The organism is Micromonospora sp. BRA006-A (assembly GCF_033433935.1).
GTDB lineage: Bacteria > Actinomycetota > Actinomycetes > Mycobacteriales > Micromonosporaceae > Micromonospora > Micromonospora aurantiaca.
The window spans coordinates 4,851,532-4,865,687 of sequence record NZ_JANCLW010000001.1 but is presented as its reverse complement, the minus strand read 5'-3'; the positions used below and the strand labels follow the sequence as shown (position 1 = coordinate 4,865,687).

16 protein-coding genes are annotated in these 14,156 nt (G+C 73.4%); 10 read left to right on the top strand and 6 right to left on the bottom strand.

All coding sequences use genetic code 11. The annotated features are described in order from the left end of the window. The first annotated feature begins 29 nt into the window (after positions 1 to 29). Together NMK34_RS22015 and NMK34_RS22010 are read left to right on the top strand one after the other, a co-directional pair. Positions 30 to 830 (top strand): ABC transporter permease, encoded by an 801-nt coding sequence (locus tag NMK34_RS22015; protein ID WP_318336399.1) that lies wholly within the window; start codon positions 30 to 32, stop codon positions 828 to 830. Then, a complete protein-coding gene (locus tag NMK34_RS22010; protein ID WP_318335005.1) occupies positions 827 to 1,804 on the top strand; it encodes an ATP-binding cassette domain-containing protein in 978 nt (325 codons plus the stop codon). Before NMK34_RS22015 ends, NMK34_RS22010 begins: the two co-directional genes overlap by 4 nt. On the opposite strand, the gene NMK34_RS22005 is transcribed toward NMK34_RS22010, so the two are convergent. Then, complete coding sequence (locus tag NMK34_RS22005) at positions 1,788 to 2,348, bottom strand: XRE family transcriptional regulator (protein WP_318335004.1); 561 nt, start codon at positions 2,346 to 2,348, stop codon at positions 1,788 to 1,790. The genes NMK34_RS22010 and NMK34_RS22005 overlap by 17 nt on opposite strands. Positions 2,349 to 2,415: 67 nt before the next feature. Here NMK34_RS22005 and NMK34_RS22000 point away from each other — a divergent pair, with 67 nt between their 5' ends. Both NMK34_RS22000 and NMK34_RS21995 read left to right on the top strand, forming a co-directional pair. After that, positions 2,416 to 3,204 (top strand): AzlC family ABC transporter permease, encoded by a 789-nt coding sequence (locus NMK34_RS22000; protein WP_318335003.1) that lies wholly within the window; start codon positions 2,416 to 2,418, stop codon positions 3,202 to 3,204. Next, entirely contained in the window at positions 3,198 to 3,506 is a 309-nt protein-coding gene (locus NMK34_RS21995; protein ID WP_318335002.1) for an AzlD domain-containing protein, read from the top strand. The genes NMK34_RS22000 and NMK34_RS21995 overlap by 7 nt, the downstream gene beginning before the upstream one ends. A 7-nt stretch (positions 3,507 to 3,513) precedes the next feature. On the opposite strand, the gene NMK34_RS21990 is transcribed toward NMK34_RS21995, so the two are convergent. The 3 genes from NMK34_RS21990 to nadA form a co-directional block, all read right to left on the bottom strand. Next, positions 3,514 to 4,119, bottom strand: a complete 606-nt coding sequence (locus NMK34_RS21990) for a DUF3043 domain-containing protein (protein ID WP_318335001.1) — start codon at positions 4,117 to 4,119, stop codon at positions 3,514 to 3,516. 79 nt (positions 4,120 to 4,198) lie between these two features. Next, positions 4,199 to 5,554 (bottom strand): UDP-N-acetylglucosamine 1-carboxyvinyltransferase, encoded by a 1,356-nt coding sequence (murA, locus tag NMK34_RS21985; protein WP_135241354.1) that lies wholly within the window; start codon positions 5,552 to 5,554, stop codon positions 4,199 to 4,201. Positions 5,555 to 5,768: 214 nt separating this feature from the next. Beyond that, entirely contained in the window at positions 5,769 to 6,944 is a 1,176-nt protein-coding gene (gene nadA, locus NMK34_RS21980) for a quinolinate synthase NadA (RefSeq protein WP_318335000.1), read from the bottom strand. A 43-nt stretch (positions 6,945 to 6,987) separates the two neighbouring features. Between nadA and NMK34_RS21975 the strand changes: the two genes are divergently transcribed. The 4 genes from NMK34_RS21975 to NMK34_RS21960 all read left to right on the top strand — a co-directional run bounded on the left by NMK34_RS21975 (position 6,988) and on the right by NMK34_RS21960 (position 10,350). After that, positions 6,988 to 8,148: a glycerate kinase gene (locus NMK34_RS21975; protein WP_318334999.1), complete on the top strand. Its 1,161-nt coding sequence runs from the start codon at positions 6,988 to 6,990 to the stop codon at positions 8,146 to 8,148. 140 nt (positions 8,149 to 8,288) lie between these two features. Further along, the gene (erpA, locus tag NMK34_RS21970) at positions 8,289 to 8,657 is read left to right on the top strand and encodes an iron-sulfur cluster insertion protein ErpA (RefSeq protein ID WP_091421072.1); all 369 of its coding nucleotides are present in this window, start codon (positions 8,289 to 8,291) and stop codon (positions 8,655 to 8,657) included. 179 nt (positions 8,658 to 8,836) lie between these two features. After that, the gene (locus tag NMK34_RS21965) at positions 8,837 to 9,811 is read left to right on the top strand and encodes a carbohydrate kinase family protein (RefSeq protein WP_318334998.1); all 975 of its coding nucleotides are present in this window, start codon (positions 8,837 to 8,839) and stop codon (positions 9,809 to 9,811) included. Further along, entirely contained in the window at positions 9,808 to 10,350 is a 543-nt protein-coding gene (locus NMK34_RS21960) for an ATP-binding protein (RefSeq protein WP_318334997.1), read from the top strand. The genes NMK34_RS21965 and NMK34_RS21960 overlap by 4 nt, the downstream gene beginning before the upstream one ends. Before the next feature lie 66 nt (positions 10,351 to 10,416). Here the strand turns inward: NMK34_RS21960 and NMK34_RS21955 are convergent, their stop codons facing one another. Next, the gene (locus tag NMK34_RS21955) at positions 10,417 to 10,644 is read right to left on the bottom strand and encodes a sulfurtransferase TusA family protein (RefSeq protein WP_318334996.1); all 228 of its coding nucleotides are present in this window, start codon (positions 10,642 to 10,644) and stop codon (positions 10,417 to 10,419) included. Further along, entirely contained in the window at positions 10,641 to 11,792 is a 1,152-nt protein-coding gene (locus tag NMK34_RS21950) for a cysteine desulfurase family protein (protein WP_318334995.1), read from the bottom strand. Before NMK34_RS21950 ends, NMK34_RS21955 begins: the two co-directional genes overlap by 4 nt. Before the next feature lie 171 nt (positions 11,793 to 11,963). Here NMK34_RS21950 and coxB point away from each other — a divergent pair, with 171 nt between their 5' ends. Together coxB and NMK34_RS21940 are read left to right on the top strand one after the other, a co-directional pair. Continuing rightward, a complete protein-coding gene (gene coxB, locus NMK34_RS21945) occupies positions 11,964 to 12,935 on the top strand; it encodes a cytochrome c oxidase subunit II (protein WP_318334994.1) in 972 nt (323 codons plus the stop codon). A gap of 10 nt (positions 12,936 to 12,945) precedes the next feature. Beyond that, positions 12,946 to 13,374 (top strand): cytochrome c oxidase subunit 4, encoded by a 429-nt coding sequence (locus NMK34_RS21940; protein ID WP_013287699.1) that lies wholly within the window; start codon positions 12,946 to 12,948, stop codon positions 13,372 to 13,374. Positions 13,375 to 14,156: the final 782 nt, after the last annotated feature.

Here is a 14,156-nt window from a genome sequence, read left to right as displayed (position 1 = left end):
AGCGCGGCAGCGCGCCCAGGGTGGCTGACCTGGCTGAGCTGCGCGCGTACCGGGCGCTGCTCGGTGCGCAGGCGCGCTCGCAGGCCGCGTACCGCACGTCGTTCGTGGTGGACCTGGTCGGCAACGTGGGCGCCACCGTGTTCGACGTGGTCACCGTCCTGGTGATCTTCGGCGTGACGCGGGAGCTGGGCGGCTTCACGCTGCGTGAGACGCTCGTCGTGGTCGGCCTGTCGTCGTGCGGCTTCGCCACCGCCGACCTGCTGGTCGGCAACATCGAACGGCTTCCCCGGTACGTGCGCACCGGCCTCTTCGACGCCGTGCTGGTCCGCCCGCTCGGGGCGCTGCCGCAACTGCTGCTGATGGACCTGCCGCTGCGCAAGCTGTCCCGGGCCGTGTTCGGGCTCGCCGTGCTGCTGTTCGCGCTCGTCTCGGCCGGCATCGACTGGACGCCCGGCCGGGTCGCGCTGGCGGTGGTCGCGCCGCCGGCCGCGGTGGTCTTCTTCGGCTCGGTCTTCGTGCTGACCGCGACCGTGTCGTTCTACTGGGTCGACTCGGGCGAGCTGGCGAACGCGGTCACCTACGGCGGACGCGACTTCACCTCGTACCCGATCACCGTGTACGGCGGGTGGTTCCGCGCGCTGTTCGCGTACGGAATGGGGTTCGCCTTCGTCAGTTACCACCCGGCGCTGGCGCTGCTGGGCCGCGCCGACCCGCTCGGCCTGCCGCGCTGGACGGGCTGGGCCGCGCCGGGCGTCGCGGTGGTCGCCGCGGCGCTGGCCGCCCTGGCCTGGCGCGTCGGGGTCCGTCACTACCGGAGTACGGGGTCATGAGCGTCATCGAGATGGACGGTCTGCGCAAGGAGTTCACGGTCCGGGTGAAGGCCGGTCCGCTGCGGCGCGAGAAGCGGACGGTGACCGCCGTCGACGGGGTCGACCTGCGGGTGGAGCGCGGCGAGATGCTCGGCTACATCGGCCCGAACGGTGCCGGGAAGTCGACCACGCTGAAGATGCTCACCGGTGTGCTGACGCCGTCGTCCGGGCGGGCCCGGGTGTGCGGGCTGCGCCCGGTGGCCGACCGGACCCGGCTGGCGCTGCGCATCGGGGTGGTGTTCGGGCAGCGCTCGCAGCTCTGGTGGGATCTACCGCTGCGGGACTCGTTCGACCTGCTGCGGCACGTCTACCGGGTGCCGGCCGGCGAGCACGCGGCCCGGCTGGCCCGCTGCCGGGAGCTGCTCGACCTGGACGGGTTCCTGGACATCCCGGTCCGGCAGCTCTCGCTGGGTCAGCGGATGCGCGGCGAGCTGACCGCGGCGCTGCTGCACGGCCCGGAGGTGCTGTTCCTGGACGAGCCGACGATCGGCCTGGACGTGGTCAGCAAGCAGGCGGTACGCGGCTTCCTGGCCGAGCTGGGCCGGGCCGGGGACACCACGCTCGTGCTGACCACGCACGACCTGGCCGACATCGAGCGGCTGTGCCGGCGGCTCGTGGTGATCGACCACGGGCGGGTGGTGCACGACGGGTCGATCGCGGAGCTGCACCGCCGGTACGGCTCGCGCCGGATGGTAATCGCCGAGCTGGACACGGCGCTGCCCGAGCCGCCGGTGCTGCCCGGCGCGCCGGTGCAGCGGGTGGAGGCGGACGGGCGGCGGCTGGTCTTCGCGCTGGAACGGGCGAGCGTCGCCGAGGTGGTGGCCGGGCTGGCCGGCCTGACCACGCTGCGGGACATCTCGATCGTGGAGCCGGACATCGAGGAGGTGGTGACCCGGCTCTACCGGGCGCCGTCCGCGGTCACGGGTGCTCCATGACGAGTACGGCGAAGGTGCCGGGGGCCAGCGCCTCGTACCGGTGCGGGGTGTCACCGGGGAAGGTGGCGTAGTCGCCCGGCTCCAGCTCGACCAGGTCGGTCTCGGGGCCGACGCGCATCCGTCCGGCGGCCACCACGACGTGTTCGACGCTGCGCGGGGTGTGCGCCTCGGCGATCCGGACCGCGCCGGGTTCCAGCTCCATCACGTAGACGTCGCGCCGGGCGTGCGGCGCCCCGGCGGCGAGCAGGGTGGCCGAGAAGTCGGCGTGCTCGGACCGGATCCGGGGCCCCTGCCCGGCCCGGACCACCCGGACGGCGGCGGTGGGCGGTTCGACCAGGCGGCTGAACGGTACGTCCAGCGCCACGCCGAGCGCCCAGAGCGTCTCCACGCTGGGATTGCCGGACCCGGACTCCAGCTGGGACAGGGTGGACTTGGCGATCCCGGCGCGGCGGGCCAGCTCGGTGAGCGACAGGCCCGCCCGTTCGCGCTCGCGGCGCAGCGCGGCGGCGATGGTGGCGAGCGGGGGAGCGGGGTCGATCGCCATATGTTCGCTCCATCGGTCGGTCTGTTCGGTTTGACGAACCAGCGTGCTCCCGTTCAGGATAATGGACGTGCGTACGGCAAACCGAACGGGCGATGCCCGGGTGCTGCGCGACGTCGCCGCGATCGGCGCGGCGATGCTCGCCGTGGGCGCCTCGTTCGGTGCCGTGGCGGTGGCCGCCGGCCTGCCCGTGTGGGCCACGCTCGCCATGTCCGCGGTCGTCTACGCCGGTGGCGCCCAGTTCATGGCAGTGGGCCTCGTCGCAGCCGGCAGCCCGCTCGCGGCGGTCCTCGCCGGCCTGCTCCTCAACGCCCGGCACCTGCCGTTCGGCCTGGCCCTCGGTGGTGCGCTCGGCACCCGCCGCGCGCAGCGGCTGCTCGGCAGCCACCTGATGACCGACGAGGCGACGGCGTTCGCGCTGGCCCGCCCGGCCGGGCCGCAGCGGCGCCGGGCGTTCTGGCTCGCCGGGGTGCTGCTGTTCCTGGCCTGGAACGCCGGCACCGCGCTCGGCGTGCTCGCCGGCGGTGCGGCAGGTGACCCGGCAACGCTGGGACTCGACGCCGCGTTCCCCGCGGGACTGGCCGCGCTGCTGCTGCCCAGCCTGCGCGACCGGGAGACCCGCCGGGTGGCGCTCCTCGGCGCCGGCCTCGCCGTGCTGGCCACCCCGCTGCTGCCGGCCGGGCTGCCGGTGCTGCTCGCGCTCGCCGCGCTGGCCCTGCCGCTGCTGGCCCGCCGCCGGCTACCCGCCGCGCCGTCCGATGTGACCGCCGCGTCGCCCGACCCGGACGCCGCGCCGGACGCGACCGCTGACGAAGCGGCTGATGGCCGGAGCGTACGGGCCGGGGAGGTCTCGTGCTGATCGCCGTGATCCTCGCGCTGGCCGCCGGCACCTACGGGTTCCGGGTCGCCGGGGTGCTGCTGCGGGACCGGCTCGACCTGCCGGAGTGGTCCCGTCACCTGCTGCCGGTCGGCGCCGCCACGCTGCTCGCCGCGCTCGCCGCCACCGCGGCGCTCACCGAGGCCGGCGGCTTCGCCGGCTTCGCCCGGCCCGCCGGGGTGCTCGTCGGCCTGCTGCTCGCCTGGCGCCGGGCGCCGTTCGTGCTGGTCGTGGTCGCGGCGGCGGCCACCACAGCGGTGCTGCGCCTGCTCGGCGTGGCCTGACGCCGGGTCAGACCTTGTCGCCGATGTTCACCCGGGGCGCGGGCGCGCGCATCCGGCGGAACGTGATCGACCGCATGATCGCGTAGAAGTAGAGCGAGCCGAGCTTCTCGGTGCTCTTCGGGAAGCGCTCGCGGACCAGCCGCTTGATCTTCCGGGAGATCAGCACCGAGTCGATCAGCACACCGAGCGCCAGCGCGCCCCACAGCACGTTCGACAGCAGCCGCACGATCGGCGGCATGGCCTGGTTGGAGCCGAACAGCACGATCAGCGCGCCGCCGAAGAACCAGGTGCCGATCGTACGGCGGGAGTCGACCACGTTGCGGGCCAGCAGCCGCTCCGGACCCCGGTCACGCGGCCCGCCCTCGCGGCGGAACTCGGCGGCGGCCTCGGCGCGGGCGGCGCGGCGCTGCGCGCGGGCCTCCTCCTTGGTCAGCGGCTTCGCCGGCGCGGTCGGCCGGCGACCGGCGACCGGGCGCTTCGGCGTGACCTGCCCGAGTTCCTTCTTGCTGGGCGTGTAGCCCCGGGGGCGGGCGGCGGACTCCTCGTCGGTCGTCACCGTGGTGACGGACTCCTCGACGAGGTCGGCGGGCTTGCGGCGAAACAGCGACGGCACGCGGCAAGGGTAGCCAACCGGCCGCGCCCGGTGCACATCACGGGTGCACCGGGCGCGGCCGGACGAGTGAACGGGACGGTCAGGGACGCTCGACGTGTGCGCCGAGGTCGGCCAGCTTGGCCTCGAAGTCCTCGTAGCCGCGGTTGATCAGGTCCACGCCGTACACCCGGGAGGTGCCCTCGGCGGCCAGCGCCGCGATCAGGTGGCTGAACCCGGCACGCAGGTCCGGGATGACCAGGTCGGCGGCGTGCAGCTTGCTCGGCCCGGCGATGACCGCGGAGTGCTTGAAGTTGCGCCGGCCGAAACGGCACGGGGTGCCGCCGAGGCAGTCCCGGTAGACCTGGATGTTGGCGCCCATCGTGTTCAGTGCCTCGGTGTAGCCGAGCCGCTGCTCGTAGACCGTCTCGTGGACGATCGACAGGCCCCGGGCCTGGGTGAGCGCGACCACCAGCGGCTGCTGCCAGTCGGTCATGAAACCGGGGTGCACGTCGGTCTCCAGCGCCACCGCGTTCAGCTCGCCGCCCGGGTGCCAGAACCGGATGCCGCCCTCCTGGCCCGGGCTGCCGCCGCGCGGCGGGCGCAGGTCGGTGACCTCGTACTCGCCGCCGACCGACCGGAAGATGTTCAGGAAGGTCATCATGTCGGCCTGCTGGGCGCCCAGCACCTCGACGTGACCGCGGGTGGCGAGTGCCGCCGCCGCCCAGCTGGCCGCCTCGATCCGGTCCGGGATCGGCCGGTGCGTGTAGCCGTGCAGCTTCTTGACGCCCTGGATCTCGATCACCCGGTCGGTGTGGACCTTGATGATCGCGCCCATCTTCTGCAGCACGCAGATGAGGTCGATGATCTCCGGCTCGACCGCCGCGTTGCGCAGCTCGGTGACGCCCTCGGCCATCACCGCGGTGAGCAGCACCTGCTCGGTGGCGCCCACGCTCGGGTACGGCAGGGCGAACTTCGTGCCGTGCAGCCCGTTGGGCGCGGACAGGTGCAGGCCCTCCGGCGTCTTCTCGACCGTGGCGCCGAACTCGCGCAGCGCCTGGAGGTGGAAGTCGATCGGGCGCGGGCCGATGTGGCAGCCGCCCAGGTCGGGGATGAAGGCGTGGCCGAGCCGGTGCAGCAGCGGGCCGCAGAACAGGATCGGGATCCGGCTGGACCCGGCGTGCACGTTGATCTGGTCGGTGCTGGCGCTCTCGACGTTCGAGGGGTCGAAGACGAGTTCGCCCTCCTCCACGCCGTCGCTGACCTTGACGCCGTGCAGGCCGAGCAGACCGCGGACCACCTCGACGTCACGGATACGCGGCACGTCGAACAGCCGGCTGGGTGTGTCGCCCAGCAGGGCGGCCACCATCGCCTTGGACACCAGGTTCTTCGCGCCGCGCACGCGGATCCGCCCTTCAAGCGGAGTGCCTCCGTGTACGACCAGGACGTCGTCGGTCAACGCAACCTCCAGCGCGTTGGGTGCTGCCGTGTCTAGTGATGGGTGCACGAAGTTCATCGCTACCCGGAACGCGGTCATGGGAAAACGGGCCGCGTGTGTCGTCGCCCCGGCAGCATAGCCCTCCGTGACGGGAATGGAATCGGTCACATCGCCAGCGAGGGCACGAACCGGGGTGTCCGGTGCGTTTCCGTGCCAGCGGTGTCACCGACGGTGATCAGGCTCCCGGAAGGGCGAGCATCTGGTCCAGCGCCGACCGGGCGTGTCGGGCGGTCTCCGGGTCCACCGTGATCTGGTTGACCACACGCCCGGCGACCAGCTCCTCCAGCGCCCAGACCAGGTGCGGCAGGTCGATCCGGTTCATCGTCGAGCAGTAGCAGACCGCCCGGTCGAGGAACATGATCTGCTTGTCCGGGTGGGCCAGCGCGAGCCGGCGCACCAGGTTCAGCTCGGTGCCGACCGCCCACGCCGAGCCGGCCGGGGCCGCCTCGATGGTCCTGATGATGAACTCGGTCGAGCCGACCAGATCGGCGGCGTTCACCACCTCGTGGCGGCACTCCGGGTGCACCAGCACGTTCACGCCCGGCACCCGCTCGCGGACGTCGTTGACGCTGTCGAGCGTGAACCGGCCGTGCACCGAGCAGTGGCCGCGCCACAGGATCATCTTCGCGTCCCGCAGCTGCTCCGGGGTCAGCCCGCCGTTGCGCTTGTGCGGGTCGTAGAGCACGCAGTCGTCGAGCGAGAAGCCCATCTCCAGCACCGCGGTGTTGCGGCCGAGGTGCTGGTCAGGCAGGAACAGCACCTTGCGGCCCTGCTCGAAGGCCCAGTCCAGGGCCCGCTTGGCGTTCGACGAGGTGCAGACCACGCCGCCGTTGCGGCCGACGAAGCCCTTGATGTCCGCCGAGGAGTTCATGTACGTCACCGGCACGGTCTCAGCCGCGATGCCCAGGTCGGTGAGCGTGTCCCACGCGGCCTCGACCTGCGACAGCACCGCCATGTCGGCCATCGAGCAGCCGGCGGCGAGGTCGGGCAGGATCACCTTCTGCGCGTCCGAGGTGAGGATGTCCGCGCTCTCGGCCATGAAGTGCACGCCGCAGAAGACGATGTACTCCGCGTCCGGGCGGGCGGCGGCCTCCCGGGCCAGCTTGAACGAGTCGCCCGTCACGTCGGCGAACTGGATCACCTCGTCGCGCTGGTAGTGGTGGCCCAGGACGAACACCTTCGTGCCGAGCGCGGCCTTCGCGGCGGCGGCGCGGGCCACCAGGTCGGGGTCGCTCGGCGCGGGGAGATCACCCGGACACTCCACGCCACGTTCGGTGGCGGGGTCGCTGCCGCGGCCGAGGAGCAGCAGCGCCGTGGCGGTGTTGGACGGCTCAACCCAGGTCGAAGTCACGACCCCATGGTCCCACAGCGAGCCCGCGACGCAGCCGCCTCGGATGTGGCCTGCCACACTGCTGCGCATGCGCGTGCTGCTCTGCCCGGACAAGTTCGCCGGCACGCTGCCGGCCCCCGACGTGGCCGCCGCCGTGGCCGACGGCTGGCGTGACGTCGCCCCCGGCGACGACCTGCTGGCCCGGCCACTCGCCGACGGCGGGCCGGGGTTCGTCGACGTGCTCGCCGGAGCGCTCGGCGGGCGCCGGGTGCCGGTGCCCACCGTCGACCCGCTGGGCCGCCCGGCCGCGGGTGAGATCCTGCTCACCGGCGACGGCACGGCGTACCTGGAGAGCGCGCAGGCCTGCGGACTGCACCTGCTCACCGCCGCCGAACGCGACCCCAAGGCCACCACCTCGTACGGGCTGGGGCTGCTCGTCGCCGCCGCGGTCGAGGCGGGCGCGCGCACGGTGGTGGTGGGGCTGGGCGGCTCGGCCACGAACGACGGCGGCGCCGGGATGCTCGTCCCGCTGGGCGTCACACCGCTGGACGGCGCCGGCCGGGCCCTGCCGTACGGCGGCGCGGCGCTGGCCGAGGTGGCCGCGCTCGACGGGGAGCCCCGGCTGCGCGGCGCCACGCTCGTCGCCGCCACCGACGTCGACAACCCGCTGCTCGGGCTGCACGGCGCGAGCAGCGTCTTCGGCCCGCAGAAGGGCGCCGACCGGGCCGACGTGCTGCTGCTCGACGCCGCGCTGACCCGCTGGGCGGAGGTGCTGACCGAACGGCTGCCCGGCTGCCCGTCCGGGCTGGGCGCGCTGCCCGGCGGCGGCGCCGCGGGCGGCCTCGGCGCGGCGGTGCTGGCGCTCGGCGGCCGGTGCGAATCGGGCATCGGCCTGGTCACCCGCGCGGTGGGGCTGGACGCCGCGCTCGACGACGCCGACCTGGTGATCACCGGTGAGGGCTCGTTCGACCACCAGTCGCTGCGCGGCAAGGTGGTCGCCGGGGTGGCCGGGGCCGCCCGGGACCGGGGCGTGCCCTGCGTGGTGCTGGCGGGACGGGTGAGCACCGGACGACGGGAGGCCGCGGCGGCCGGCGTGACCGAGGCGTACAGCCTGGTCGAGCACTTCGGCGGCGAGGAGCACGGGGGAGTGGACGCGGCGATGACCCGCCCGGCCGAAGGGCTGCGCGCGCTCGGCGCCCGCCTTGCCCGGCAGTGGAGCCGCTGACCGGTTCCGCTGGTCACGCCGCCGGGTGGCGGCGCCGGAGGCGGCGTACGATCGAAAGACGGACCACACCGGGAATCACTGGCGGACGTGCGGCGTTGGCCAGGACGTCCGGACCTCATACCGCGCAGGGAGACTTCCACGTGACCACGCCAGCGCAGACCGAGTCGACCGAGGCCAAGGCCCCCAGCACCGTCGTCCTCACCGACGTCGCGGCGCAGAAGGTCAAGGCCCTGATCGAGCAGGAGGGCCGCGACGACCTGCGGCTCCGGGTCGCCGTGCAGCCGGGTGGCTGCTCCGGCCTGCGGTACCAGCTGTTCTTCGACGAGCGCTCGCTCGACGGTGACGTCGTCACCGACTTCGACGGTGTCGAGGTCGTCGTCGACCGGATGAGCGCCCCCTACCTGGCCGGCGCCACCATCGACTTCGCCGACCGGATCGACGCCCAGGGCTTCACCATCGACAACCCGAACGCGGGCAGCTCCTGCGCCTGCGGCGACTCCTTCAGCTGAGCCGACGGACCGACCGGAAGCGGCGGGCCACCCCACTCTGGGCGGCCCGCCGCTTCGTCGTACCCCTTCGCCGTGACGTCCGGATGTGCGCTGATCGACCGGTTGGTGACCGACCGCCGTCCGTCCGGTCCGGGGGCCGGTAGGCTGACCGCGCCGTGCTCCCGACCCCGAGGGTTGACATGAAGATCGCCGTGACCGGCTCGATCGCGACCGACCACCTGATGAGCTTCCCCGGCCGCTTCGCCGACCAGCTCATCGCCGACCAGCTCGACAAGGTCTCGCTGTCCTTCCTCGTCGACGAACTGGTGCTCCGGCGTGGCGGCACCGCGGCGAACATCGCCTTCGGCATGGCCCAGCTCGGTCTGCGCCCGGTGCTGCTCGGCGCGGTCGGCGCCGACTTCGCCGACTACCGCTCCTGGCTGGAGCGCCACGGCGTCGACTGCGACTCGGTGCACGTCAGCGAGATCGCGCACACGGCACGCTTCGTCTGCACCACCGACACCGACATGTGCCAGATCGCCTCCTTCTACGCCGGGGCGATGAGCGAGGCCCGCAACATCGAGCTGGCCCCGGTGGCGCAGCGCCTCGGCGGGCTGGACCTGGTGCTGGTCAGCGCCAACGACCCGGCCGCGATGATCCGGCACTCCGGCGAGTGCCGGGAGCGCGGCTACGCCTTCGTCGCCGACCCGTCGCAGCAGCTCGCCCGGATGGACGGCGCGGACGTGCTCGGCCTGGTCGAGGGCGCCGACTACCTGATGACGAACGAGTACGAGAAGTCGCTGCTGCAGAGCAAGGCCGGCCTGACCGACGAGCAGCTGCTGGACCGGGTCAAGGTGCGGGTCACCACGCTGGGCAAGCAGGGCGTGGAGATCGCCGGCCGGGAGATCGGCACGATCCGGGTGCCGATCGCGCGGGAGATCCAGGCGGTCGACCCGACCGGTGTCGGCGACGGCTTCCGGGCCGGTTTCTTCGCCGCGCTCGACTGGGGCGTCGGCCTGGAGCGCGCGGCCCAGGTCGGCTGCCTGCTGGCCACGCTCGTGCTGGAGAACTTCGGCGGCCAGGAGTACGAGGTCCGCCGCGACCTGTTCGTGAAGCGACTCGCCGAGTCGTACGGTGACGCGGCCGCCGAGGACGTCCGGCCGCACCTGCTGTGACCGGCCCGGCCGGCGGGGTGGACCCGGAGGTCCGCCCCGGCACGGGCGGCCCGGTCCTCGTCGCGTTCGCCGGGCTGCCGGGTGTGGGCAAGACCACCCTGGCCGCCCGGGTCGGCACCGCCCTGCGCGCCCCGGTCCTGCCGGTCGACCCGGTCGAGCGGGCCCTGCACCGGTACGGCCTCACCGGCGACGTATCCGGGATGGCCGCCTACGGCGCGGTCGCCGGGCTGGCCGAGGTGCAGCTCGGCCTGGGGCTCAGCGTGGTGGTCGACGCGGTGAACCCGGTCGCCAGCGCCCGGGGGCTCTGGCACGACGTGGCCGAACGGGCCGGTGTGCCACTGTGGGTGATCGAGGTGCACTGCGGCGACGAGGAGGAGCACCGCCGCCGCGTCGAGGCCCGCCCGCCCGAGGAGCACGGCACCTGGGAGCAGACGCTGCGCCGCCGGGCCGAGTACGAGCCGCTGATCGGCCCGCGCCTGGTGGTCGACACCGCCGTGGCCGCCGACCCGCTGCCGGGCATCCTCGCGTACCTGCGCTGACTGCCGGTCGTCGGGCGTTAACAAGGGCCCCTTCCTCTACCTGAGGCGTTAAGAAGGGGCCCTTCCTTACACCCGGACGTCGTAGGCGGGGCCCTCGTGCGCGGCGAGGAACTCGTGGCCGCGCATCCGGCACCACGCCGGGATGTCGACGGCCGCCGCCGGGTCGTCGGCCAGCACCCGCACCACCGCGCCGGCCGGCAGGCCGGGCACCAGCCGGGCGAGATTGATCACTGGTAGCGGGCAGCGCTGCCCCCGGCAGTCCAGCACCTCGTCCGGCTCACTCCTCGCGCTCACAGGTCCGTCACCCCCGCCTCCGCCCGCAGGTCCGCCACGATCCCGGGCAGCTCGGCCAGGAACCGCTCCACGTCCGCCTCGGTCGTCCCCCGGTGCAGCGACACCCGCACGTTGCCGTGCGACAGCACCCCCATCGCCTCCAGCACATGTGACGGGCGCACCGTCGACGACGTGCACGACGAGCCGGAGGAAACCGCGAACCCGCGCCGGTCCAGCGCGTGCAGCAACGCCTCGCCGTCCACGTACAGGCAGGAGAACGTCACCAGGTGCGGCAACCGGTCCACCGGGTCGCCGACCACCTCCACGTCCGGCACCTCGGCCGCCACCCGCGCCCGGATCCGGTCGACAAGCGGACCCAGCCGGGCCGCCTCGGCCGCCGCGTCGGCCGCCGCCGCGCGCAGGCTCGCCGCCGCCGCCACCACCGCCGGCAGGTTCACCACCCCGGGGGTACGCCCCGACTCCCGCTCGTCGGCCGGGTAGGGCGACTCCCACCGGGTGCCCTTGCGCACCACGAGCAGCCCGACGCCGGGCGGCCCGCCCCACTTGTGCGCGCTGGCGCTCAGCACCGACCAGCCCGCCGGCAGCGGCGCCCGGCCGGCCAGCTGCGCCGCGTCCACGTACAGCGGCACGCCCGCCTCGGCGCACGACTCCGCCGCCGCGGGCACCGGCTGCACCGTGCCCACCTCGTGACTGGCCCCGATCAGCGCGGCGAGGGCCACGCCGGGCGCGGCCACCGCCGCCGCCCACGCGTCCAGGTCCAGCCGGCCCGACCGGTCCACGGGTACGGACACCGCCGCGCCGCCGGCCGCGGTGTGCCGCTGGGCGGCGTGCAGCACCGCCGAGTGTTCGATCGCCGAGTGCACAAGCGTCGCCCCGGCCCGCCGCCGCCCGGCCAGGCCTCCGAGTACGGCGGCGTGCGCTGCCGTCGTACCGCTGGGGGTGAAGGACAGCTCGTCGGCGCGGACGCCGAGCGTCTGCGCGGTGGCCTCCCGCGCGGCGTCGAGGAGCCGGCGGGCCCGGCGGGCCGCCGAGTAGAGCCGGGCCGGGTCGGCCCAGCCGTCGTCCAGGGCGGCCAGCATCGCCTGCCGCGCGACCGGATGCAGCGGCGCCGCGGTCGCGGCGTCCAGGTAGACCGGGGAGGCGCTCATGGGGTTCCACGCTATCGCCCGGTTACGCCCAAGATCCCCCCGATGGGGGTGGACAGCGACCCCAAGACGGCCTGGCCGGTCATGGTCGAGTAATCTGCGACCGTCGGTGACGCCTTTGCCGTCGGTGTCAAGGAGAACAACCGCCGCGGCGCGCTAGGGAGGCAGGACCAGGTGGTCGCAAGGAGTTCGGAGGTACGGCGCTCGGCCGTACGGCACAGCGCTTCCCCGGGGGCCGGTGGACGCCGGCGGCGTGGTGCTGGTCGAATCGCCGGGCTCGGTCTCGGCGCGGCGGCGCTGCTGGTCTCGCTCACCGGCTGTGACGTCGGCAAGACGTTCGGCGGGTTCGGCTGGCCGCAGGGCGGCATCACGCCCGAGTCGCACCGTATGTACGACCTGTGGATCGCGTCCTGCATCGCGGCGCTCGCCGTCGGCGTGTTCGTGTGGGGCCTGATCTTCTGGTGCGTGGTCCGCTACCGCAAGCGCGGCAACGAGCTGCCGGTGCAGACCCGCTACAACCTGCCGATGGAGTTCCTCTACACCATCGCGCCGATCCTCGTGGTCTCCGTGCTCTTCTACTACACGGCGGTCGTGCAGACCGACGTGAACAAGCAGTCGAAGAACCCGGACGTCACCGTCGAGGTCGTCGCGTTCAAGTGGAACTGGCAGTTCAACTACCGCGACGGCCAGGGCCCCGAGGCCAACACCGTCGCCTCGGTGCTCGGCACCAGCGAGGTCATCCCGATCCTGGTGCTGCCCAGCGGCCGCTCGATCCGCTTCGAGGAGACCAGCCGCGACGTCATCCACTCGTTCTGGGTGCCGGAGCTGCTGTTCAAGCGGGACGTCATGCCGGGCAACGTGCGCAACACGTTCGAGGTCTCCAGCATCGACCAGGAGGGCGCGTTCGTCGGCCGCTGCGCCGAGCTGTGCGGCAGCTACCACGCCTTCATGAACTTCGAGCTGCGGGTCGTCTCGCCGGAGAAGTACGACCAGTTCCTGGCGGCCAAGAAGGCCGGCAAGTCGACCCAGGAGGCGCTCGGCGCGATCGGTGAGGAAGAGTACGCCACCGAGACGAAGCCGTTCGACACCCGGCGCGACGTGAACAACTTCAACCCGTCCGACGCGTCGGCCGGCGCGGGAAGCTGAGGGGTTCGGCATGAAGACCGAGTGGAAGATCTTCCTGACCATCGCCACGTTCCTCCTCGGCGCGACGATCCTCTACGGCGCCTGGACGTATGCCGACAGCGGCGGCCACGTCGAGTGGATCGGCACGGTGGCGCTGCTGCTGTCGTTCCTGCTCTGCGCCATGTGCGGCGGCTTCTTCTGGTTCGTCTCCCGCCGTATCGACCTGCGCCCCGAGGATCGGCCGGACGGCGAGATCGCCGACGGCGCCGGTGAGGTCGGCTTCTTCAGCCCGGGTAGCTACTGGCCGTTCGGGCTGGCGCTGGCCGCCGCGATCGCCGGTCTCGGCCTGGTGTTCTGGCAGTTCTGGCTGCTGGGACTGGGCCTGGTGGCGGTCGTCCTCGCCACCTGCGGGCTGCTGTTCGAGTACTACTCGGGCACCCGCCGCACCGCCGAGCACTGACCCGAAGCACCGTCGCAGGCCCGCACCCCCTCCCGGGGTAGCGGGCCTGCCGCTTTCCCCCTCCCGGCTGCCCCGCGCGCCGTGCCCCGCGCGCCGTCCCCGCGCGCCGCCCCCTGCACGCTTCCTGCGTCGATCATGAAGTTGACGGCACCGGCGGTCCTTTTCGTCCCCGCCAACCTCATGATCACCGCCTGACTTGCCGCGCGCCGTGGCCCGGTCGACGGAAACCGCAGTCCGATCCGCTCCCGGCGCCCGCCCTGCTCCGTTGATCAAGGAGTTTGGGGCGATTTCGCGCACCGTCGGTGACACAAACCCCTTGATCACCGGCGCTGGATCCGGGAGCACCACCACCTCCCGGTCACCGGGCGGTGATCAAGGAGTTTGTGTCCGCCTGGACGACCGCGGGAGACACCAACTCCTTGATCACGAGCGGCGGACGGTTGGGCTGTCGGGCGTGGCGGGGCTGGAAGGGGCGGCCGCGCGCGGCGTGGTGGCGTGAAGAGGCGCGGACAGGGCGCAGACAAGCGCGGCGCGGCGGCAAGAGGGCAGAAGGGGCGCGGCGCGGAAGGTGTGCGGTACAGGGAGGCGTAGCGGCGCAGGAATGGCCCGGCGCGGGAACGACGGGCTCAGGAGGAGCGCGGTGCGGCTCGGGAGGAGCGCGGTGCGGCTCGGGAGGAGCGCGGTGCGGCTCGGGAGGAGCGTGAGCGGCGCGGGGGAGCGCGAGGCGGCGCGGGAAGAGCGAAGACGGGCGCCGACAGGGGTGGAGGTCAGGCGGCCTGGGG

Excerpts from the sequence above, each read along its gene's own strand:
- NMK34_RS21965 (WP_318334998.1), top strand. The coding sequence starts at position 8,837 with ATGAAGATCGCCGTGACCGGCTCGATCGCGACCGACCACCTGATGAGC.
- NMK34_RS21950 (WP_318334995.1), bottom strand. The coding sequence starts at position 11,792 with ATGAGCGCCTCCCCGGTCTACCTGGACGCCGCGACCGCGGCGCCGCTG.
- NMK34_RS22005 (WP_318335004.1), bottom strand. The coding sequence starts at position 2,348 with ATGGCGATCGACCCCGCTCCCCCGCTCGCCACCATCGCCGCCGCGCTG.
- NMK34_RS21940 (WP_013287699.1), top strand. The coding sequence starts at position 12,946 with ATGAAGACCGAGTGGAAGATCTTCCTGACCATCGCCACGTTCCTCCTC.
- NMK34_RS21975 (WP_318334999.1), top strand. The coding sequence starts at position 6,988 with ATGTGGCCTGCCACACTGCTGCGCATGCGCGTGCTGCTCTGCCCGGAC.
- NMK34_RS22010 (WP_318335005.1), top strand. The coding sequence starts at position 827 with ATGAGCGTCATCGAGATGGACGGTCTGCGCAAGGAGTTCACGGTCCGG.